The organism is Collinsella sp. CLA-SR-H006 (genome assembly GCF_040097075.1).
Taxonomy (GTDB): domain Bacteria; phylum Actinomycetota; class Coriobacteriia; order Coriobacteriales; family Coriobacteriaceae; genus Collinsella.
The window spans coordinates 26282-46299 of sequence record NZ_JBBNPD010000008.1 but is presented as its reverse complement, the minus strand read 5'-3'; the positions used below and the strand labels follow the sequence as shown (position 1 = coordinate 46299).

Sequence of the window (20018 nt, the reverse complement as noted above, 5' to 3'; positions counted from 1 at the left end):
GGTTTACTTCCCCTGTACCATGGTGAGCGAGATCTTCTTGCGGTCGCGATCGACCTTTTCGACCCACACCTTGACCGTGTCACCGACGCGCACCACGTCGCTCGGGTGCTTGACAAAGCGGTTGGCCAGCTTTGAGATATGCACGAGGCCGTCCTGGTGCACGCCCACGTCGACGAAGGCGCCAAAGTCCACAACGTTGCGCACCGTGCCCTTGAGTTCCATGCCGGGCTCCAGGTCATCGATGGAAAGCGCCGAGCGGCTAAAGACCACCTCGGGTGCGTCGTCGCGCGGGTCGCGACCGGGCTTCTTGAGTTCGTTGACAATGTCGATGAGCGTGAGAGTGCCGCAGTTCAGGTCGCTTGCCAGCGCCGAGATACTGCCCAGACGGCGCTCGATGTCGGGCACGCCGCCACGGCTGAGCTCGCTTGCCGCAACGCCGGCACGCTCCAGGACGGACGTGGCCACCTCGTAGCTCTCGGGGTGGACGCTTGTCGCGTCGAGCGGGTTCTTGCCGCCGCTGATGCGCAAAAAGCCTGCAGCGTTGAGGTATGCCTTGGGTCCCAGCTTGGGGACCTTCTTAAGCTGACGGCGATCGGTAAAGGCGCCGTTTTCCTCGCGGTAGGCCACGATATTCTTGGCCACGCTCGGCGTGATGCCCGATACGTATCCCAGCAGGCTCGCGCTCGCGGTGTTGACGTCGACGCCCACGCGGTTGACGACGTCCTCCACCACGTGGCCCAGAGTGCGCGAGAGCTCGGCCTGGTCAAGGTCATGCTGGTACTGGCCAACACCGATGGACTGGGGCGGAATCTTGACGAGCTCTGCCAGCGGGTCCTGCAGGCGGCGGCCCAGGCTCATGGCGCCACGCACGGTGACGTCCAGGTCGGGGTATTCCTGGCTGGCGAGCTCGGAAGCCGAGTACACCGATGCGCCGGCTTCGTTAACGATGGTGTAGCGAAGGCTGGGCGCCTGCTCGGCAATGAACTCCGAGACGACTTCCTCGGTCTCGCGGCTGGCGGTGCCGTTGCCGATGACGATGGTGTTGACGCCATCCTTCTTGACGAGGCGGGCGAGCTCGCGCTTGGTGCCGGCGACGTCGTGGCGCGGCCTGGTGGGGTAGACCACGCCGTGGTCGAGTAGCTTGCCGGTCTCGTCCATGACGGCGACCTTGCAGCCGGTGCGGTAGCCCGGATCGAGCGCGAGCACGCGGGCGCCGCGCACGGGGCGCGCCGAGAGCAGGCCCTCGAGATTCTTGGCAAAGACGTTGATGGCCTCGGTCTGGGCGCGAACGGTGAGCTTGGCGCGGGCCTCGCGCTCCAGCGAGGGGGCCATGAGGCGCTTGTAACCGTCGGCGATGGCGGCGTCAAAGACGGGCGCGAAGACGCCCTGGCGTCGGGGCCAACGGCTGCCGAGGCGTGCCGTGGCGGCGGCGCCGTCGACGTTCACGCGCACGCGGAGCTTGCCCTCGCGCTCACCGCGGTCGATAGCCAGCACACGGTGGTTGGGGATGCGGCGCAGCGGCTCATCATAGCTGTAGTACGGCTCGTAGGGAGTCTTCTCGGCGGGGTCGGTCGCCTCGACGACGATATCGGCGGTGTTTTGCGTAAAGGCGCGCAGGTCGGCGACGTTCTCGGGGTCCTCGGCCACCGTCTCGGCCACGATGTCCGCCGCGCCGGCGAGCGCCTTTTCGGGCGTGTCGAAGCCGGCCTCCTCGTTGACGTATGCCGCGGCAGCGTCGAGTGCGCTGCCCTTGGCCGAGGCCTGCATGATGATCATGTTGGCAAGCGGCTCCAGGCCGGCCTCGCGGGCCTTCTGCGCGCGGGTCATGCGCTTTTTGCGGTAGGGCTTGTAGAGGTCCTCGACACGCTGGAGCTGCGTGGCCTCGCGAATCTGCTGCTCGAGTTCGGGCGTGAGTTTGCCCTGGGCGTCGATGAGCAGAATGACGTCCTCTTTGCGCTGTTCAAGATTGCGCAGGTAGGACAGGCTCTCGTCGAGTGCGCGCAGGGCGACGTCGTCCATGCCGCCCGTTGCTTCCTTGCGGTAGCGCGAGATAAAGGGGATGGTGTTGCCCTCGTCGATGAGTTTGACGGCCGCCTCGATGTTGGCGGCCTTAAGGTTGAGCTCGCGGGCGAGCTGGGCGATAAGATCCATGGGACTCCTTGCGTTTAAGGTGCGTTTGCAACACAGGGCTACCAAGGATACCACCCGTCCCAAAAGGCTGTTTTGGGGCCGCGCCACGAAAACGGCCTATCTACTACGTTTTACCCGTAGGGGCTGACCATACCTGGGTTTTCCGAAAATCGGCAAGCCGTTTACCTGCGGTTTTTATTTCGCGAAATTCGGCATGGTTGAGGGTGGTCGGCTAAACGTAGTAGATAGGCCCATTTCGTGGCGCACGAACCAAGCTGAGGCGCAAAATGGCCCCTGCCCCAGAAAAATCGTCGGCAAGGTAGCAAAATGCCCCACGGGCAGGAGGCTGCTCGCGGGGCAAAGAAGAGGGGCTTATTGGTGGCGGACCGAAGGGTTCGGCATGGGGCTTCTGCCGCGGTCGCTCTTAAGGCATTACAGCTCGACGAGCTGGCCGGTCTCGGCGGCCTCCTTGATGGCGTTGAGAAGCGTGAGCGTCTTGACGTTATCGGCGGGGGTCACGACGGGCTTGACCTCGCGGCGGACAACCTTCACAAAGTGCTTGAGCTGCATCTTGTGCGGCAGTGCCGGGTCCACGGCCGGAATCTCCATCTGCAGCGGCTTGTGCCAGTTAGAGGCGCCGTCGTAGGAGAACTGGTGCAGGCGGGGCAGCGAAAGGGCGCCCTTGGTGCCGCCGATAAAGTAGGCGTCGGCGTCGAAGGGGCGGTACTGCGGATCCTCGCGAGCGGTCACCTCCCAGTTCCAGGGGCTGGCGGTGGCGTCAGAGATGGTCATGCTCGCGAGCGCGCCGTCGGCAAAACGGACGTTGACCACGGCGGAGTCCTCGGTCTCAAAACCGCGGGCGGCGCTGGACTGCATACCCTGGACGGCAACGGGCTCGCCCAGCAGGTAGCGGAGCAGGTCGACGTCGTGCACCAGGTTGACCAGGATCGGGCCGGCACCCTTCTTGCGGCGCCACTCGACATCGAAATACTCGTCATTCTTATAGATCATGTAGTGGAAGCTCGACACGGTGAGCTTGCCCAGCTCGCCGGACTCGATGATTTCCTTGGCCTTGTTGACGAAGGGGTTGTGGCGACGGTGCTGACCCACGAGCACGGGCACGCCGGCGGTCTCGGTCTCGGCGGCAAAGGCCTGGGCATCCTCGAGATCGTTGGAGATCGGCTTTTCGACCAGCGGCACGATGTTGCGCTTCACAGCCTCGCGGGCAACGCCCAGGTGCAGGTCGTTGGGGGTGGCGATGATGACGGCCTCGGGCTTGACCTCGTCCATCATCTGGGCGGGATCGGTGTAAAACGGCACGCCGGCGGCCTCGGCCGTGGCGCGGGCGCCCTCAAAGGCGTCGGCGATGGCGACGAGCTCGGCCTCGGGCTCTTCGGTGACAAAGCGGATGTGGTTGCGGCCCATGGCGCCGGCGCCGATAACGGCAATGCGGACGGGGTTGAGCTCAGACATTTCGACTCCTTAATACTGGTGACCGGTGGAATGCGACAAAGGGACTGTCCCTTTGTCGCATCGGTAAAACTAGGCGGACTTCTTCTTGCTGTCGGAGACCATCATGTAGACGGTGAGCACGACGGCGATGGCGGCGATCACAATGGCGCCGTAGAAGGACTGCTGGTAGGCGGCGCTGCCGGCCTCGGCGTGATACAGCACGGCGGTGATGGGCTGGCTGATCCAGGTGGAAGCGGCGTAGCCCAAAAACATGATGCCGTAGTTGACGCCGATGTTGCTGGTGCCAAAGGCGCCACCGGTGAGCGGCGGGTAGATGACGAGCAGAGCGCCAAAGCTAAAGCCGAGCAGGGCGAGCGCCACAAAGAACATGCTCTGCGTAAAGCTCATCGACATGATGACGAGCGCGACGATGGTGACGACAAGGCTGATGAGCAGCGACTTGTAGGCGCCGAGCTTGTCGATGATCTGACCAAAGGACAGGCGGCCAACCAGGTTGGCGCAGGTGTTGACGGAGACCACCACACCGCCGAGGGCGACGGCCGCGGCGCTCGTGGGGTCGGCGAAGAGCTGGACGGCGGCGATGGAGGCAACCTTGCCCACGAGCAGGGTGCCCGCGGTGGCGGCGAAGGCGAAGGTGACGATGAGGACCCAGAAACGCGGGGTCTTGACCATCTCGCCCGGGGTGAGGTCGCCGAAGGTGCCGGCATGCGCGCCGCCCTTGGGGGCCTCGAAGCCCTCGGGCAGCCAACCGGCCTCGGGGGCCTTCAGGAACAGGGCGGAGGCGGCGATCGTCACAAAGAAGATGACGCCGAGTGCCTTGAGGGCGCCAAAGATGCCCAGGCTCGGGATGAGCAGCGAGGCGAGCACCGGGGACAGCACAGCGGGACCGGCGGTCGAAGCGGCGAGGGTGATGCCGGAGGCGAGACCCTTCTTGTCGATGAACCACTTTTGGCCGGTGGTGAGCGCGGGGTTGTAGCCCAGGCCGTTGCCGATGGCGGCGACGAGCGAGAACCACAGGTAGAACTGCCACGGCTCGGTGACGGTGCCGGACATGAACCAGCCCAGGCCGTAGCACACGGCGGCGGCGATTACGACGTTGCGCGGGCCGATCTTATCGGAGATACGGCCGGCGAAGATGCCCGTCACGGCCATGATGGTCTGAAAGACCGGGAAAGCCCAGGTAAGGGCGCTCGACCACTCGGGGTAGACGGCGAGCAGGTTTTTGCTCACGACGGAATACAGCGCGATGGAGCTGATGAAGAACATGGTGACGCACGCGGCGGAAAGCACGACGGCGCGACCCTTGTTGGAGTTGGTGGAAGCCATTGGACTCTTTCTAATCGATACGGGGGAGGGGCGGGCGTGTCCGCGGGGCCTCCTCGTCAGGTTGGTTTACTGGTCGGTCGGCTTGGCGACGCCGGACTCATCGGACCAAAGCTCGACACCCTTGTTCTTAAGATAGTTGTCGGCATAGGCGCGACGGCCGCCGGGCTTGGCGGTGAGGTCGCCCATCATGTTGGAGAAGCCGCCGTCGACCTTGATGGCGTCGCCGGTGGTAAAGTCCGAGCGCGTGGACGCCAGGAACATGACGGCGTTGGCGATATCGCTGACCTCGCCGATGCGGCGCGTGGCGATCAGACGGCTGCGGCTCTTTTCGACCTCGGGGTCGGCGTAGAAATTGGCCGACATCGGAGTTTTGACGAAGCAGGGCTCGACGCAGTTGGAACGGACGCCGTAGGGGCCCCACTCGGCGGCGAGCATCTTGGACATCATGTTGACGCCGGCCTTGGTGGAGCTGTACACGCCCGAGAACGTCTCGGGGGAGTGGCTGGCGACGGTCGAGATGTGCACCAGGCGGCCCTGGCCGGCCTTGATCATCTCGCGACCAAAGCGCTGCGAGGTGATGAAGTAACCGGTGAGGTTGACGTTGAGCACCTGCTCCCAGTCACTCAGCGGCAGGTCCTCCATGGCGGCGAAGCGCAGGATGCCGGCGGTGTTGACGAGGACGTCGACGCGGCCGAAGTCGGCGATGGTGGCATCGACGGCGGCTTGAACCTCGGCCTCGTCGGTGGCGTTCATCTTGTAACCCTCGGCGTGGATGCCAAACTCGGCAGCGAGGTCGGCGGCTGCGGCCTTGACCTTCTCCTCGTCCAGGTCGAGCAGGACGACGTTGGCGCCGTTGCGGGCGAACTCGCGGCAGATCTCGGCGCCCATACCGCCGAGCGCGCCAGTCACGGCGCAAACATCGCCCTCGAGCTTAAGCCAGTTGCTCATAGGAACTTCCCTTCTTGTGCCTCCCGGTGGGTCGTTCTCATTAATCGACCCACGTGGTTTTCGCTGGTTATCGTATGCTTTGCATTTGCGCAGGTGAATTGCATATTTGTTAGAATGGTGTTAACCGTAGGTTTACACCGTGCGATGCAATTTATTCTCAATTGAGCGCGTGACCTGCGAAAACAACCCCCTGTGGCACCATGTGGCCACGGGCGCTAAAACGGGAGATTGACGTGTACGATCGACGACTTGAGGCCATATCGGCCGCCGCGGAGCTGGGAAGCTTCTCGCGTGCGGCGGCAAAATTGCGAGTGTCGACGCCGGCACTCGTCAAGCAGGTATCGGGCTTCGAGGCCGAGTTCGGCATCACGCTGTTCGAACGCTCGCACTCGGGCGTCAAGGTGACGCCGGCGGGCGCGCTGCTGGTGGACGATGCGCGCTCGATCATGCGCCAGTCCGAGGACGCCCTGCGCCGTGCCCGACGTGCGGCGGGTGACGGCGGTGCCGTGCGCCTGGGCGTGTCGATGATGTGCCCGGGGCGTCAGACGCTTTCGATGTGGGCGGGCGTGCACGAGCTGGAGCCGTCGCTGCGATTTGAGATCGTGCCGGTAAGCGACCTCTATGACGAGCGCGAATCCGTCATGCGCAGCCTTGGTCGCGAGGTCGATGTGGTGCAGTCGAGTTTTTCGACTCCGCGCTGGGGCGACACCTGCCAAAAGCTCCGCATTGTCAACGTGCCGTTTTATATCGACCTGCCGCGCACGAGCCCGCTGGCGCGCAAGACGCGCATCACGGTTGCCGACTTGGAGGGCATGCGCCTGCGCGTACTGCGCCACGGCAACGACGCCATGGACAGCCTGCGCATCGACCTGTTGGCCGACGGCGGCGTGGACGTGATCGACGTGGATAGCTTTGACTTTGCGCTCTTTAACGAGGCGGAGGAAAAGGGCGACGCGGTGCTCACCTGCGGCGCATGGTCGGGGGTGCACCCGGCCTTTGTGGGCGTGCCGTTCCTCTGCGGCCGCGAGGTGCCGGTCTTTCTGCACTACCCGCTCGAGCCCACCCTCCAAGTCCAAAAATTCGTCAACGCCATGGCCCAGCTTCTCAAATAGCTATCGTGTCGATGATTCTTTAATCCCCGTCCTAGAAAAATCATCTGGTAGAGTTGACCCCGCATGATTTACAAGACGCTATGCGCCACCTACTCTTTTGCCATTTGGGGGATTGAACTTGTGAATACTTCTGTCGCCAAGAAGGCCAGCCAGGCGGTGCGCCTGCTCATGATGGTGCTCACGGCAGTTCTCATCTTCTTCTTCATCAACGTTATGCTGCTCGTCTCCGATATCCAGGGCACGGCGCGCGTGGTCAACTACGCCGGTCTGGTGCGCGGTACCACGCAGCGAATCGTTAAGCTCGAGGACGCGGGCCAGCCTCAAGATGGCCTGCTCAAAGCCGTGGATTCATACATTAACGGTTTGCGTTACGGAAGTGACGACCTCATCCTCGTCCGTCTCAACGACGATGAGTATCAGGCAAAAATGACCGAGCTTGCAAATTATTTTGATGAGCTTTGCACCGAGATCATCCGCGTGCGCGAAGTCGGCTATGAGAACACCGACATCATCTCCATGAGCGAGGAGTTCTTTGGCATTTGCGACGATGCTACGCGACTCGCAGAGGACTACTCTCAGGAGAAGGCGTCGGCGCTCAACTATCTCGAGGGCCTGGTGATCATCGACATCATGGGATTGGTGGCGGCCTTTGCGGTTGAACTTGTTCGCGCGGTGCGAACTGCCGCACTCAATCGCGAGCTGCAGAACAAAGTCTATCTCGACGAAGCCACAGGACTACCCAACAAGAACAAGTGCGAGGAGATCTTGGGGCAGGAGCAGCCTGTCTCCGCGGAGGCGCCCGTTGCGGTGTGCGTCTTCGACCTTAACAATCTGCATACGGTCAATAACAGCTTTGGTCACGAGAAGGGCGACGAATACATTCGCTCTTTTGCCCGGCAGCTGGGGCGTGTGGCGTCCGAGACCTGCTTTGTGGGTCGCGACGGCGGCGATGAGTTTATCGCGGTGCTGTGGGATGCCGATCGAGCTGCCGTGGAGTCCTGTCTCGCTCGGGTTCGTGCGAACGTGAACGAGTATTCCGAGACTCATCCCGACATGCCTATTAGCTATGCGGTGGGCTATGCGCTTTCCAGTGATTTTGATGAACCGCCTACGATGCGCGAGCTCTTTTCCCAGGCCGACAAGAACATGTACGTCGATAAGAACCGTGTAAAGACAGCTGAGGCAGCCGGACTGCAACGCGAGGAACGGTAAACTTGTAACAACAGAGGGCATAGAAAAGCCTCCGCAGCCCGTGTGGCTGCGGAGGCTTTATTCGTTGCGGCGCATTGTGTTTGGGTCGTTGAGATGAGTCGATTTGCCCCGAAAGAGGAGGGCATTGACCTTAGGGTCATGCCCGACGAATGAGCGGCAAATCGGCCATCTCGGCGGGCCGAACTACTCCAGCTCAAACGCTCCGGTATAGAGCTGGTAGTAATATCCGCGCTTGGCGATCAGCTCGTCGTGGTTGCCGCGCTCGATGATGCGGCCGTGGTCCAGGCAGATGATCGCGTCGGAGTTGCGCACGGTGGACAGGCGGTGCGCGATGACAAACGTCGTGCGGCCCTCCATGAGCTTATCCATGCCGGCCTGCACGATGGCCTCGGTGCGGGTGTCGATGGAGCTCGTGGCCTCGTCCAGAATCATTGCCGGCGGATCGGCGACGGCGGCGCGGGCGATCGAAATCAGCTGGCGCTGGCCCTGCGACAGCTGGGCGCCGTTGCCGGTGAGCATCGTGTCGTAGCCGTCGGGCAGGCGGGTGATAAAGTCGTCGGCGCCCGCGAGCTTGGCCGCCGCGATGCACTCCTCGTCGGTCGCATCCAGGTTGCCGTAGCGGATGTTATCCATCACGGTGCCGGTGAACAGGTTCACGTCCTGCAGCACCACGCCCAGCGAGCGGCGCAGATCGGCCTTGCGGATCTTGTTGACGTTGATGCCGTCGTAGCGAATCTTGCCGTCGGCGATGTCATAGAAGCGGTTGATGAGGTTGGTGATGGTCGTCTTACCGGCACCGGTGGCGCCGACAAACGCGACCTTCTGGCCCGGCTTGGCAAACACGGACACGCCGTGCAGCACTTCGTGGTCGGGCGTGTAGCCAAAGTCGACGTTGTCCATGACCAGGTCGCCGCGCAGCGGCACGTACTCGATCTCGCCGGTTGCGCGGTGCGGATGTTTCCACGCCCACATGCCGGTGTGGTGGTCGGCCTCCTCGAGCTGCCAGGTATCGGGGTTCACCTGCGCGTTGACGAGCGTCACGTAGCCTTCGTCGGTCTCGGGCTTCTCGTCGATGAGCTCAAAGATACGGTCGGCGCCGGCGAGGCCCATGACCACGGCGTTGATCTGCTGCGAGATCTGACCGATCTGTCCGCAGAATTGCTTGGTCATGTTGAGGAACGGCACCACGACGGCGATGGACAGCGCCATGCCCGAGATGCTCAGGTTGGGCACGCCCAGCGCCAGGAAAATGCCGCCTGCCAGTGCGACCAGCACGTAGAGCAGGTTGCCCAGGTTCATAAGGATGGGCATGAGGATGTTGGCGTACATGTTGGCCTTCTGCGAGACCTCGAAGAGCTTTTCGTTGCGCTCGTCAAAATCGGCCTCGGCGGCAGACTCGTGGCAGAATGCCTTGACGACCTTCTGGCCGTTCATGACTTCCTCGATGTGGCCCTCGACCACGCCGAGCTCGGTTTGCTGCGCAATAAAGAAGCGCGCGGAGTTGGAGCCGAGCAGCTTGGTCATAAAGGTCATAAAGGCGACGCCTGCCACAATGACCAGGCACATCCAAACGCTGTAGTACAGCATGATAAAGAACACCGTGACGATGACGATGGTCGTCATGAGCAGGTTGGGCAGCGACTGGCTGATCATCTGGCGCAGCGTGTCGATGTCGTTGGTGTAGTGGCTCATGATGTCGCCGCGCTGGTGCGTGTCGAAGTAGCGAATCGGCAGGTCCTGCATGCGGTTGAACATCTTCTCGCGCAGCTTCTCCAGCGAGCCCTGCGTGACAATGGCCATGGCGCGGTTCCAGAAGAGCGAAGACAGGATGCCGATGCCGTAGATGCAGGCGAGGGTGGTCACGAGCTGTGCGATCTTGGGCTGTGCGGTCGTCCAATCGCCCGACTGCCACGATTCGCTAATAATCTGCAGAGCGCTCTGAAGGAAGGTCGCACCGATGGAGTTGATGATGGCGCAGAGCACCACGCCGACAACGACGAGGGGCAAAAGCACGGGGTAGAAGCCAAAGAGCGTCTTGATGAGGCGCGACATGGTGCCGCCCTTGCGGTTGAGCGCGCGCTCGGCGGTCGTTGCCTTACTCATGTGCCTCGCCTCCTTCCTGGGTCTGAGCTTGCGTTACGGATGCCTCGGTGTTGGCCTCGACGGCTCCTTCGCCCTCGGCAGACATCTTGTTTTGCGAGGTAAAGGTCTCGCGGTAGATCTCGCTTGTCTTGAGCAGCTCGTCGTGGTTACCGATCTGCGCGATGCGGCCGCCCTCCATGACGATGATGCGGTCTGCATCCTGCACGGAGCTAATGCGCTGGGCGATGATGAGCTTGGTCGTGTTGGGCAGATAGCTTGCCAACCCTGCGCGGATCTTGGCGTCGGTCTTGGTGTCGACGGCGCTGGTGGAGTCGTCCAGGATCAAGATCTTGGGGCGACGCAGCAGGGCACGCGCAATGCACAGGCGCTGCTTCTGACCGCCGGAAACATTGGAGCCGCCCTGCTCGATCCAGGTGTCGTAGCCCTTGGGGAAGCCGTCGACAAACTCATCGGCGCAGGCCAGATGTGCCGCCTCGCGGACTTCCTCGTCGGTGGCGTTCGGGTCGCCCCAGCGCAGGTTCTCGGCGATGGTGCCGCTAAACAGCACGTTTTTCTGCAGCACCATGGCCACTTGGTGGCGCAGGGCGTCCAGGTCGTAGTCACGTACATCCACGCCGCCCACGCGCACGGTGCCCTCGGTGGCGTCGTACAGGCGGGCGATGAGGTTTACGAGCGTGGACTTGGCCGAGCCGGTGCCGCCGATGATGCCGATGGTCTCGCCGCTCTTAATGTGCAGGTCGATATCGTCGAGCGCCTGGCGCTTCGCATGCGCGGAATACTTAAAGCTCACGTGGTCAAAGTCGATGGAACCGTCGACAACCTCGAGCACGGGCTCGGCGGGATCGGCGATCGTGGGCTCGGCGGCCAACACCTCGGTAATGCGGTGTGCCGATTCGTCGGCCATGGTCACCATGACAAAGATCATCGACAGCTGCATCAGGCTCATGAGGATCTGGAAACCATAGGTAAAGATCGAGGAGAGCTGGCCCACGTCGAACAGCGTGCCCTGGCTCGTGATGATGAGCTTGGATCCCAGGTAGATGATGACGACAAATGCGCCGTTGACGCAGATGTTCATCATGGGGTTGTTAAAGGCGAGCAGCTTCTCGGCGCGGGTGAAGTCCATCTGGACGTCGCGCGCGGCGGTGGCGAACTTCTCCTTCTCAAAGTCTTCGCGCACGTAGCTCTTGACCACGCGCATGCCGGTGACGTTTTCCTCGACGGACTCGTTAAGGGCGTCGTACTTGTGGAACACGCGCGAGAAGATGGGGCGTACCTTAAAGATGATAAAGAACAGTCCAAAGCCCAGCAGCGGAATGATGACCAGGTAGACCATGGCAACGCTGCCGCCCATGATAAACGCCATGGTAAAGGCGAAGATCAATACCAGCGGCGCACGCACGGCGATACGGATGATCATCATAAAGGCCTGCTGCACGTTGTTGATGTCGGTGGTCAGACGCGTGACGAGCGAGGAGCTCGAGAACTCATCGATGTTGGCAAAGCTGAACGTCTGGATTTTGTAGAACAGGTCGTGACGCAGGTTCTTGGCGAAGCCGCAACTCGCGTGGCTGCAGGTGACGCCGGCAGCGGCGCCAAAAGCCAGCGATGTCAGCGCGATGAGCACCAAAAAGCCCGCGGTGGGAAGCATCTCGGCTACGGTGGTGCCGTCTTTGATGGCGTCGATCAGGTTGGCGGTGATAAATGGAATCAGCATCTCGCAGAGCACCTCGCCAAGCACGAGCAATGGCGTGGCAACAGTGACTTTCATATAGTCGCGGATGCTGCCCATGAGGGTTTTAATCATCCAGTTCCTCCCAGGTTACACGGATTTTCTCGAGCATTTCGGCGAGCTGCTCGCGCTCGTCGTGAGTGAGGGCACTAAAGGCCCGTTCTCTAAAGCGGATGCGGGCCGCCTGGTCGATGCGGGCGTTTTCCCGGCCGGTTTCGGTCAGGCGAATGGTGAGTTGCCGTCGATCCTTGGGGTTACGGCTGCGCTCGATGAGACCGTTGACCTCGAGCTTGGACAGGATCTCGGAAAGCGACCCCGGCTTGAGGTCAAAATGCATGCCGAGTTCCTGCTGCGACATCTCGCCGCCGGGCTGCTTGGCCAGCAGGCAGATGATGGGCGCCTTGCCGGACACGCCTCCGCCATGAAAATGCATGTAATGGCCGCAAAAGCCCAGGCCGCTCAGGATGCGCTTGGCGAGTTTGTCTTCGGCGCTGACCGCTTCGGGTATGTCTACCGGTTGCGACGGGTCACCGCCGGGCTCATGCGGAAGGACGAGTGGTTCAACACACATATCTAAGCTTCGCTCCTTTCCTTAGTTAGGTAGATGAATTGTTTTGTGCCTAACTAATTTAGGAGCGCATAGATTGATTGTCAAGGTACCAAACTAGTGGTTACGCGGTTTTACCAAACCGCGTAACGGCTCGACGCTGCAAACCCGCCAGAGCGGCAATCTGCCTTTCAACTTCGGCGGCATGATAGTCGTTGGGGACGTTCTTGTTTGCCTAGTCATTTAAGAACGTCCCCAACGACTAACTTAAAAACTATGCCGGATTACGGGGCTGAACGACGGATTGCCGACCATGCCGAAATTGGTAAAAAGAAAACCGCAGGTAGAAGGCTCGCTATGATTTGAAAATAGGGGGTGTGGTTGGCTCATTCAGGTTCAGCCCCGTAATCCGGCATAGTTTTGAAATGGCACTGAATAAGTGGCGGCAAATGAGCCGCAATGAAGCAAGCTAGCCCCTCGTTTCCGAAACCTTTCCGCAACAATTTGCCCTTCGTGCCGCTCGACTCCGCTCGCAACGTCCCCTGCGCTACACTTAGTCGCACTGTGGCGCTGCTGCGCCGCGCCCGAACCAAGGGAGACCCTCATGAAGAACACTCAGCTGCTGCTGATCAACGATATGTGCGGCTACGGCAAGGTCGCACTTTCCGCCATGCTGCCGGTGCTGTCGCACATGGGCTACCGTATCCATAATCTGCCGACGGCGCTCGTTTCCGACACGCTCAACTACCCCAAGTTCTACATCCACGACACCACCGAGTACGTGCGCCAAAGCCTCGCCATCTGGGAGGAGCTCGGCTTTGAGTTCGACGCCATCTCGACCGGCTTTATCGTGACCGAGGAAGAGACGCGCATCATCTCGGACTTTTGCCACCGCCGTGCGCAAAAGGGCACCAAGGTGTTCGTCGACCCCATCATGGGCGACAACGGCAAGCTCTATGCGGGCGTGCCCGAGTCCACGATTGGCCTTATGCGGCATCTGCTGGAGTGCGCAGACTACGCGGTGCCCAACTATACCGAGGCGTGCCTGCTTGCCGATAGGCCTATCGCCGAGCAAATTACGCCCGATGAGGCCCGCGCCCTTGTGGACGCCGTGCGTGAGCTGGGTGCCAAGTCTGTGGTCATTACGAGCGCCGTAGTCAATGGCACGAACGCGGTTATCGGTTACGACCATGTGGCGGGGGAGTACTTTACGATTCCCTTTGAGCTCATTCCGGTCTACTTCCCGGGCACGGGCGACACGTTCTCGGCGGTGCTCGTCGGCCGCGTTATGGCAGGTTGGAGTCTGCAGCGCGCGACGTCCGATGCCATGCGTGTGGTGGCTGAGCTTATCGAGCGCAATGCCGGCCAAGAGGACAAGTCGGCTGGCCTTCCCATCGAGGCCTGCCTGGATGTGATTGACCATGAGTAACGCCGGCGAGGGCGGCATCAAGCCTGCGGGCGAGAACAAGCCGCTCGGCGCGCCGCGTGGCAAGCGTCCGCGCATCCGCGTGAGCTGCGTGGACCAGCTGGGTGCGTGCCGCTGCCACCACGGTCACAAGCCGGGCGACGTCTTTGACTTTGACCGAGATCGCGGCAAGATGTGCGCCATGGCCTGCCACGTGGGCTTTCCCTATATCGATATCCTGCGCTATGGCGGGACCGTGCCTGGAAACGAGCCCGGCACGGCAAAGTTCTGCTGCCCCGAAGTCGATACCCTCAACGTCTGGCTCGCCGAGATCGTCGACGAGTAGTTGAGCGCAATGTGACAAAGGGACAGTTCCTTTGTCACATTCGCCGATGGTGCTCCTTCTATTATGCTTGTAATATCAAATCTCTGCATTTCATCCGATTTTAGGTTCTAAAAACTCTGCATTTCATAGATAATCAAGTATATAAACTCTGCATTTCATTCGATGATATTGAGGGGAGAGCCTATGCTGCGTAGGAAAATAGCGGCAGAGCTGGAGCGTTGGCTGAAGTCTACCGAGCAAAAGGCCTTATTCATCACGGGTTCTCGCCAGATCGGCAAAAGCTATTCGATTCGCGCATTTGGCAAAGCCAACCATGCAACCTACATCGAGCTTAACCTCATGGAAAATCGCCAGGCAAAAGATGCTCTTCTCGAGGCGCGGGATGCCGATGATTTCATCAGCAGGGTGACGCTTCTTTCGGGAAAGTCGATTGCACCAGGCAAAACGCTCGTGTTTATCGATGAGGTCCAAGAGGCCCCCGACATCATGACGATGGCAAAGTTCCTTGTTGAGGACGGGAGGTGCCGCTGGGCGTTTTCGGGGTCAATGCTCGGGACTCAGTTCAAGGGCGTCAGGTCCTATCCCGTGGGGTATGTCCACGAGCTTAGGATGTTCCCGCTCGATTTTGAGGAGTTTTGCTGGGCAACCGGGGTGAGCGAGGGGGCTCGCCAAACGATACGTAACGCGTGTATCAGCGAGAGGCCCATTCCTGATTACATTCATGACGCGATGATGGCAAACTTCAGGACCTATACCGTTGTCGGCGGAATGCCGGAGGTCGTGCAGCGTTTCCTTGACACGCAGGGCGACCTTGCCTCTGTTCGTCAGCTACAGTCAGAGCTCAACGAACAGTACCGACGGGATATTTCCAAGTATGCAAGCGGGCGTGCCCTTCAGGTGCAGAGCATCTACGATCAGCTCCCCATTATGCTTGAGGGCGAACACAAGCGTTTCGTGCTCAATTCCATTGACCCCAAGGCGCATTATGAGAAGTACCAGCGAGATTTTGTCTGGCTTGTCGATGCCGGCGTTGCTCTCAAAGCCGATATCGTAACCGAGCCAAAGTCGCCCCTGCTCAAGACGGCACGGCCATCGCAGTTCAAGCTATACCAATCGGATACGGGCATGTTGATGGCGCGCTACCCCGTTGGAGTCGCCCAAGCGGCGTATCTTGATAGCAAGGAGCCCAATCTGGGCGGCATTTACGAAAACGTGGTGGCCCAGCAGCTGGCTGCCCAAAATCGCCAGCTTTACTACTATCAGACAAAAAAGCGCGGTGAAGTGGACTTTGTGGTCGACGGACCGGATGGGACGGCTGTTCCGATCGAGGTTAAATCGGGCTCCTATTACCACGCGCACGCTGCGCTCGGTCATGTGCTTGATACGGCTGAATATGGCGTAAGGCTCGGGATTGTTTTCTCGAGAGGCAACGTTGAGCGCAACGGAGCGGTTCTCTATTTGCCGCTATATGCGACCTGGGCCCTTTCGGATGTTTTGGGCGACTCCTGCGCCGAGGGGATAAAGCTGGAGGTCAAGCCGGTCTAGGGCCGGTCCCGGATGTGGCAAAGGGACAGTCCCTTTGTCACATTCATGAGTGTGGATTTTCTCCCACCGAGATAACGAGCGTGGATTTTCTCCCGTTTAGAGCGCACTCGAACGCTCAAAGTGGGAGAAAATCCACGCTCGTTTTATGCCGATGGCGTGGCCCGTGTGCCCGCGCCGCCCGAGCGCCTACAGCTGCTCGAGCATGGCGGTGCAACCGGCGAGTACATCGCGGTAGGTGGCGTCGAAATTGCCGGTGTACCAGGGGTCGGCCACGTCGCCGGGGCGATCGGTCCAATCGAGCAGGCGCGAGATCTTGCCATCGGGGTCCTTCCCAAAAATTCGGTACAGGGCGCGGGCGTTCTCGTCGTCCATATAGACAATGTGGTCCCAGTCGCCATACTCCGCGCGACGCACCTGACGTGCGCGATGTGCGACGACGGGAATCCCGACCTCGCGTAGCTTGGCAACGGTACCGTGGTGTGGCGGGTTGCCGATCTCCTCGGTCGAGGTCGCCGCGGAATCGATGGCAAACTCCGCCTCGCGCCCAGCGCGGCGCACGAGCTCGGTAAACACCGACTCGGCCATCGTCGAGCGGCAGATGTTTCCATAGCAGATGAACAGTACACGTTGCATATGCGGTTTCCTTTCGATCGCCATCATCGAGCTCGAGTATCGCATCTACGCCTGCGCCATCGCCCTCTTGCGTTCCCAGCGAGCCAACTTAATCGTCACCAGCGTAAGCACCCAGGCCACAAGCGAGAACGCGGCACCCACTGCGCCTACATATGCAATGCCAACGCTGCTTACCACGGTGCCGCCCACTGCGGTGCCAAACGAGATGCCGACGTTAAACGCCATGGGCTCAACCGAACTTGCGAGTACCATCGACTTGGGATGGCGGCTGCGTGCCACGTCCATAAAGTGCGTGATGCACGACACCGAGAACAGGTACATGAGCAGCGCCAGGCTAAAGACAAAGACCAGCGCGAGCGGCATGGTGCCGCCCACAGCAAACAGTCCGAGTAACGCTGCAGCCTGCAGCACAAACGTCACGAGTAGCGCCTTCATGCCAAAGCGCGCATCGATCCATCCGCCCAGGATGTTCGAGATCAGGCAGAACACGCCGTAGGCCATGAGCGTGGTACTGGCTTCGACCGTGCCCATGCCCAGCACCTGCTCAAGATAAGGCGTCACGTAGCCGTAGAAAACGTAGACCGACCCCACGCCAAACAAAAAGATGAGCATGCCGGTGATGATGCTCGGCTCGCGTAGCAGACCCGCCTGCTCGCGAAAAGTGGCGGGCTCGTCGGTTTGCCCAGCGCGCGGCATAAACGCCACGAGCGCTCCGCAGATCAGAACGGCAAAGGCCAGCGTGCCGTACATGGCCACGTGCCAATCGAGCGTGTCGGCCACAAACTTGCCGATCGAAGTGACAAAGACCATTGCCACGGAAAACGCACCATATACCACCGAGATGGCAAGCGAAGTTTGCTGCGGAGACAGAAGCTCGGGGATGTACGTCACGCCCACGGCGAGCAGTGCGCCCGAGACGGAGCCCAGGATGATGCGCGAGATGAACAGCACCTGGAAGTTGGGCGCCAACGCCATGACCAGGTTGCCGAGCACAAAGACGATGCTGTAGCACACGAGCAGCTGGTAGCGGCGAAAACGCCCCGTACTGAGCGCGAGCACCGGCGTCGAGATAGCGTAGATCAGTGCGAACACGCTAATAAGTTGGCCTGCGGTGGCAAGCGATACGCCGAGTTCCGTCGCTAGGTCGCTTTCGATGCCGATGACCACGAACTCGGAGCAGCCGAGCGAGAATCCCAACAGCACGAGCAGCGCCAGGCAAAGATTGGTGCGCGCGGGGGAGAGCGCGGCGGCGGTTGACTTACTTTTTGGCGTGGTTGCGGCGGTCAAGGTTGTCACTCCAATGTCGCGTGAATAAGCGGGATTCAATCCCTGCAACTCTAACAGAATGTGACAAAGGGACAGTCTCTTTGTCACATTCGCGGCGTGGCTGCCGCCTAAACCGTCACAACATTCGATGAAAATCTCGAAAACGAGGAAAAACGTCGAATGTTGTGACTGTTTTCGTGTCCGGCGCGGGTGAGCTTCGGTGCCGTCTGGGGGTATAAGACTAGCGAGTGTTTATTTGCGAGGCCTAAGGGGCGCCCCGTATGGATATCGATAACTTTGAATGGTGGTATAGCGAGGGCGAGGCTCCGGACGAGGAGTGGGACGAGCCCGCGTCGCGTGACGTGTCGAGCGACGAGGACGAGACCGGCAACGATGCCGCTGTCGAGCCTGATGCCGCCTCCGATGCCGCCGAGCCCCTGACCTTTGAGCAGGCTTGGGCCCAAGCCGAGGCCGATGAGGCTAAGGCCGATGCCACGGCCACACTCGGTGAGCCGGCGGACATGTCCATCTCGCCGGCCAAGACCCCGCAGCCGCGCCATAACATCGACCCCGACAGCACGGCATCCTTCAGTATTCTCGACGTGCCCTCGCAGGGTGCTCAGGCGCCCGCGCCCACACGTCGTCCCAATCTGTCTCGCGAGGAAGATGCAGGACGTCGCTCTCCGCTCGGCCCCATCCTTATCGCCTTCATGGCCGGCGTTATCGCATGCTCGGTAATTGGAAACGTCTGGAGCCATGTTGAACAACAGCGAAAAGACGCCGCCAAGGTCGAGATGTCTATCGAGCAATCGCTCGGCCGCACGCGCTCGGTACATGTGTCGGTCGAGGTCAAGGACGGCGCGACGTGGGACACCGCGCGCGGCGACAGCCAAATGCTCATCCACATCGTGGGGCGCACGCTCAAAGGGCAGACGATTGACGAGTATCAATACGTCAATTCCGCTGGTGACGGCATCGAACTTAAGCCCGGCGACTACGAGCTCACCGTCGATGAACCGCCCGTCGCCACCGACGGCACGCGCTTCCGTGCCTCAAAGCGCATGGTCCCCGTGAGTTTTAACTCACAGGCGCCCGACACGGTCGACACCACACCGCAGGGCGGGTTCGACCTTTACGTGGATACCCAGTAGGTGCTCGCCGCTCATTCCGCTATGACTACTCAATAATCGCCTGCTGTCCCGTCCCGCCGCCAAGAGTGGGACAATAGCCCTCGACACTATTGTTTATTTTTGGAGGAAGTAGCATGTCTACCGTCACTACCATCAAGCGCGGCGGCCTCACCGCGGCCATCGATTCCATGGGCGCCCAGCTCACGAGCCTTGCCCTCAACGGCAACGAGTATCTGTGGCAGGGCGACCCGGCCTTTTGGGGCAAGCACGCGCCCATCCTGTTCCCTATTGTGGGCTCGCTGCGCAACAACACGGCGACGTCTGCGGCCGGCACCTGCGAGATGCCGCGCCACGGACTCGCGCGCATCGTCGAACACAAGCTGGTCGAGGTTTCGGAGGACGGCTCCTCGGTAACGTACGAGATCACCGACACGCCCGAGTCGCTCAAGGCGTTCCCGTTCCACTTTAAGCTCAACATGACCTATGCCCTGACTGGTGACGCCACACTTACCCAGACCTTTGCCGTCACCAATACCGGCGACGTGGACCTGCCGTTCTCGGTGGGCGGCCACCCCGCGTTTAACGTACCGGCTCCCGGTGCCGAGGACGAGGCATTCGAGGATTACGAGCTGGCGTTTACCGAGGCTTGGACTAATGAGGCTCCCATCATCACGCCCGACGGTCTTATGACGTTCGAGGGCAGTTACAAGGCTCCCGATAACTCGGACGTGCTGCCCATCACGCACCGCAGCTTCGATAACGACGCCATCATGTTCACTGATACCCCGGGCTCCACGCTCACGCTGCGCGGCCGCAAGTCGGGCCACGGCGTCAAGATCGACTTTGAGGGCTTTAAGTACATTGGCGTGTGGTCTGCCGCCAACGACGCCCCGTTTGTGGCGCTCGAGCCCTGGACCGGTCACACCACCATGGACACCGAGGACGACGTCTTTGAGCACAAGGTCAACACCATCACCTTGGCTCCCGGCGCTACCGATAAACGTAGCTTTAGCGTCACCCTGCTCTAGAGGTTCCGCCGTTCTAATGAACGGCGGGCCGGTCGACGCTGCGCGCCGCCCAGGGCGACAATTTGTCATTCAAAAGGCAAGG

16 protein-coding genes are annotated in these 20018 nt (G+C 60.9%); 7 read left to right on the top strand and 9 right to left on the bottom strand.

Going from position 1 to position 20018, the window contains the following annotated elements; translation table 11 throughout:
• Positions 1-3: 3 nt before the first annotated feature.
• The 4 genes from AAA069_RS05885 to AAA069_RS05870 form a co-directional block, all read right to left on the bottom strand.
• Complete coding sequence (locus AAA069_RS05885) at positions 4-2151, bottom strand: Tex family protein (RefSeq protein WP_349127809.1); 2148 nt, start codon at positions 2149-2151, stop codon at positions 4-6.
• Positions 2152-2562: 411 nt separating this feature from the next.
• Positions 2563-3603 (bottom strand): Gfo/Idh/MocA family oxidoreductase, encoded by a 1041-nt coding sequence (locus AAA069_RS05880; RefSeq protein WP_349127808.1) that lies wholly within the window; start codon positions 3601-3603, stop codon positions 2563-2565.
• Positions 3604-3672: 69 nt separating this feature from the next.
• Positions 3673-4929 carry an MFS transporter gene (locus tag AAA069_RS05875; protein WP_117646283.1) on the bottom strand — a complete coding sequence of 419 codons (1257 nt, stop codon included), beginning with the start codon at positions 4927-4929 and terminating at the stop codon, positions 3673-3675.
• A 66-nt stretch (positions 4930-4995) separates the two neighbouring features.
• Positions 4996-5877 carry an SDR family oxidoreductase gene (locus tag AAA069_RS05870; RefSeq protein ID WP_349127807.1) on the bottom strand — a complete coding sequence of 294 codons (882 nt, stop codon included), beginning with the start codon at positions 5875-5877 and terminating at the stop codon, positions 4996-4998.
• A gap of 233 nt (positions 5878-6110) precedes the next feature.
• On the opposite strand from AAA069_RS05870, the gene AAA069_RS05865 reads away from it, so the two are divergent.
• Both AAA069_RS05865 and AAA069_RS05860 read left to right on the top strand, forming a co-directional pair.
• Positions 6111-6989, top strand: a complete 879-nt coding sequence (locus tag AAA069_RS05865; RefSeq protein ID WP_349127806.1) for a LysR family transcriptional regulator — start codon at positions 6111-6113, stop codon at positions 6987-6989.
• Positions 6990-7109: 120 nt separating this feature from the next.
• Complete coding sequence (locus tag AAA069_RS05860; RefSeq protein ID WP_349127805.1) at positions 7110-8201, top strand: GGDEF domain-containing protein; 1092 nt, start codon at positions 7110-7112, stop codon at positions 8199-8201.
• 183 nt (positions 8202-8384) lie between these two features.
• On the opposite strand, the gene AAA069_RS05855 is transcribed toward AAA069_RS05860, so the two are convergent.
• From AAA069_RS05855 to AAA069_RS05845, 3 genes are read right to left on the bottom strand one after another with little or no spacing between them, the layout of a single operon-like run.
• Entirely contained in the window at positions 8385-10304 is a 1920-nt protein-coding gene (locus AAA069_RS05855; RefSeq protein ID WP_349127804.1) for an ABC transporter ATP-binding protein, read from the bottom strand.
• Entirely contained in the window at positions 10297-12111 is a 1815-nt protein-coding gene (locus AAA069_RS05850) for an ABC transporter ATP-binding protein (RefSeq protein ID WP_349127803.1), read from the bottom strand. The genes AAA069_RS05855 and AAA069_RS05850 overlap by 8 nt, the downstream gene beginning before the upstream one ends.
• On the bottom strand, positions 12104-12607 hold the full coding sequence (locus AAA069_RS05845; protein ID WP_349127802.1) for a MarR family winged helix-turn-helix transcriptional regulator: 504 nt from the start codon (positions 12605-12607) through the stop codon (positions 12104-12106). Before AAA069_RS05845 ends, AAA069_RS05850 begins: the two co-directional genes overlap by 8 nt.
• 580 nt (positions 12608-13187) lie before the next feature.
• On the opposite strand from AAA069_RS05845, the gene AAA069_RS05840 reads away from it, so the two are divergent.
• The 3 genes from AAA069_RS05840 (at position 13188) to AAA069_RS05830 (ending at position 15879) form a co-directional block, all read left to right on the top strand.
• Positions 13188-14012 carry a PfkB family carbohydrate kinase gene (locus AAA069_RS05840; RefSeq protein WP_349127801.1) on the top strand — a complete coding sequence of 275 codons (825 nt, stop codon included), beginning with the start codon at positions 13188-13190 and terminating at the stop codon, positions 14010-14012.
• On the top strand, positions 14005-14334 hold the full coding sequence (locus AAA069_RS05835; protein ID WP_229077256.1) for a TIGR04076 family protein: 330 nt from the start codon (positions 14005-14007) through the stop codon (positions 14332-14334). Before AAA069_RS05840 ends, AAA069_RS05835 begins: the two co-directional genes overlap by 8 nt.
• 183 nt (positions 14335-14517) lie before the next feature.
• Positions 14518-15879: an ATP-binding protein gene (locus tag AAA069_RS05830; protein WP_349127800.1), complete on the top strand. Its 1362-nt coding sequence runs from the start codon at positions 14518-14520 to the stop codon at positions 15877-15879.
• Between the two features lie 186 nt (positions 15880-16065).
• Here the strand turns inward: AAA069_RS05830 and AAA069_RS05825 are convergent, their stop codons facing one another.
• Both AAA069_RS05825 and AAA069_RS05820 read right to left on the bottom strand, forming a co-directional pair.
• The gene (locus AAA069_RS05825; protein ID WP_035138777.1) at positions 16066-16512 is read right to left on the bottom strand and encodes a low molecular weight protein-tyrosine-phosphatase; all 447 of its coding nucleotides are present in this window, start codon (positions 16510-16512) and stop codon (positions 16066-16068) included.
• Positions 16513-16557: 45 nt separating this feature from the next.
• Complete coding sequence (locus tag AAA069_RS05820) at positions 16558-17808, bottom strand: MFS transporter (protein ID WP_342996160.1); 1251 nt, start codon at positions 17806-17808, stop codon at positions 16558-16560.
• A 251-nt stretch (positions 17809-18059) separates the two neighbouring features.
• Here AAA069_RS05820 and AAA069_RS05815 point away from each other — a divergent pair, with 251 nt between their 5' ends.
• Positions 18060-18929, top strand: a complete 870-nt coding sequence (locus AAA069_RS05815; protein ID WP_349117102.1) for a hypothetical protein — start codon at positions 18060-18062, stop codon at positions 18927-18929.
• Positions 18930-19042: 113 nt separating this feature from the next.
• Positions 19043-19936 (top strand): aldose 1-epimerase family protein, encoded by an 894-nt coding sequence (locus AAA069_RS05810; protein ID WP_217108334.1) that lies wholly within the window; start codon positions 19043-19045, stop codon positions 19934-19936.
• Positions 19937-20018 lie beyond the last annotated feature (82 nt).

Bases quoted from the DNA above. Each gene is read 5' to 3' on its own strand.
- AAA069_RS05850 (WP_349127803.1), bottom strand. From the start codon at position 12,111: ATGATTAAAACCCTCATGGGCAGCATCCGCGACTATATGAAAGTCACT.
- AAA069_RS05830 (WP_349127800.1), top strand. From the start codon at position 14,518: ATGCTGCGTAGGAAAATAGCGGCAGAGCTGGAGCGTTGGCTGAAGTCT.
- AAA069_RS05870 (WP_349127807.1), bottom strand. From the start codon at position 5,877: ATGAGCAACTGGCTTAAGCTCGAGGGCGATGTTTGCGCCGTGACTGGC.
- AAA069_RS05810 (WP_217108334.1), top strand. From the start codon at position 19,043: ATGTCTACCGTCACTACCATCAAGCGCGGCGGCCTCACCGCGGCCATC.
- AAA069_RS05825 (WP_035138777.1), bottom strand. From the start codon at position 16,512: ATGCAACGTGTACTGTTCATCTGCTATGGAAACATCTGCCGCTCGACG.
- AAA069_RS05835 (WP_229077256.1), top strand. From the start codon at position 14,005: ATGAGTAACGCCGGCGAGGGCGGCATCAAGCCTGCGGGCGAGAACAAG.
- AAA069_RS05855 (WP_349127804.1), bottom strand. From the start codon at position 10,304: ATGAGTAAGGCAACGACCGCCGAGCGCGCGCTCAACCGCAAGGGCGGC.
- AAA069_RS05845 (WP_349127802.1), bottom strand. From the start codon at position 12,607: ATGTGTGTTGAACCACTCGTCCTTCCGCATGAGCCCGGCGGTGACCCG.
- AAA069_RS05880 (WP_349127808.1), bottom strand. From the start codon at position 3,603: ATGTCTGAGCTCAACCCCGTCCGCATTGCCGTTATCGGCGCCGGCGCC.
- AAA069_RS05815 (WP_349117102.1), top strand. From the start codon at position 18,060: ATGGATATCGATAACTTTGAATGGTGGTATAGCGAGGGCGAGGCTCCG.
- AAA069_RS05840 (WP_349127801.1), top strand. From the start codon at position 13,188: ATGAAGAACACTCAGCTGCTGCTGATCAACGATATGTGCGGCTACGGC.
- AAA069_RS05885 (WP_349127809.1), bottom strand. From the start codon at position 2,151: ATGGATCTTATCGCCCAGCTCGCCCGCGAGCTCAACCTTAAGGCCGCC.
- AAA069_RS05875 (WP_117646283.1), bottom strand. From the start codon at position 4,929: ATGGCTTCCACCAACTCCAACAAGGGTCGCGCCGTCGTGCTTTCCGCC.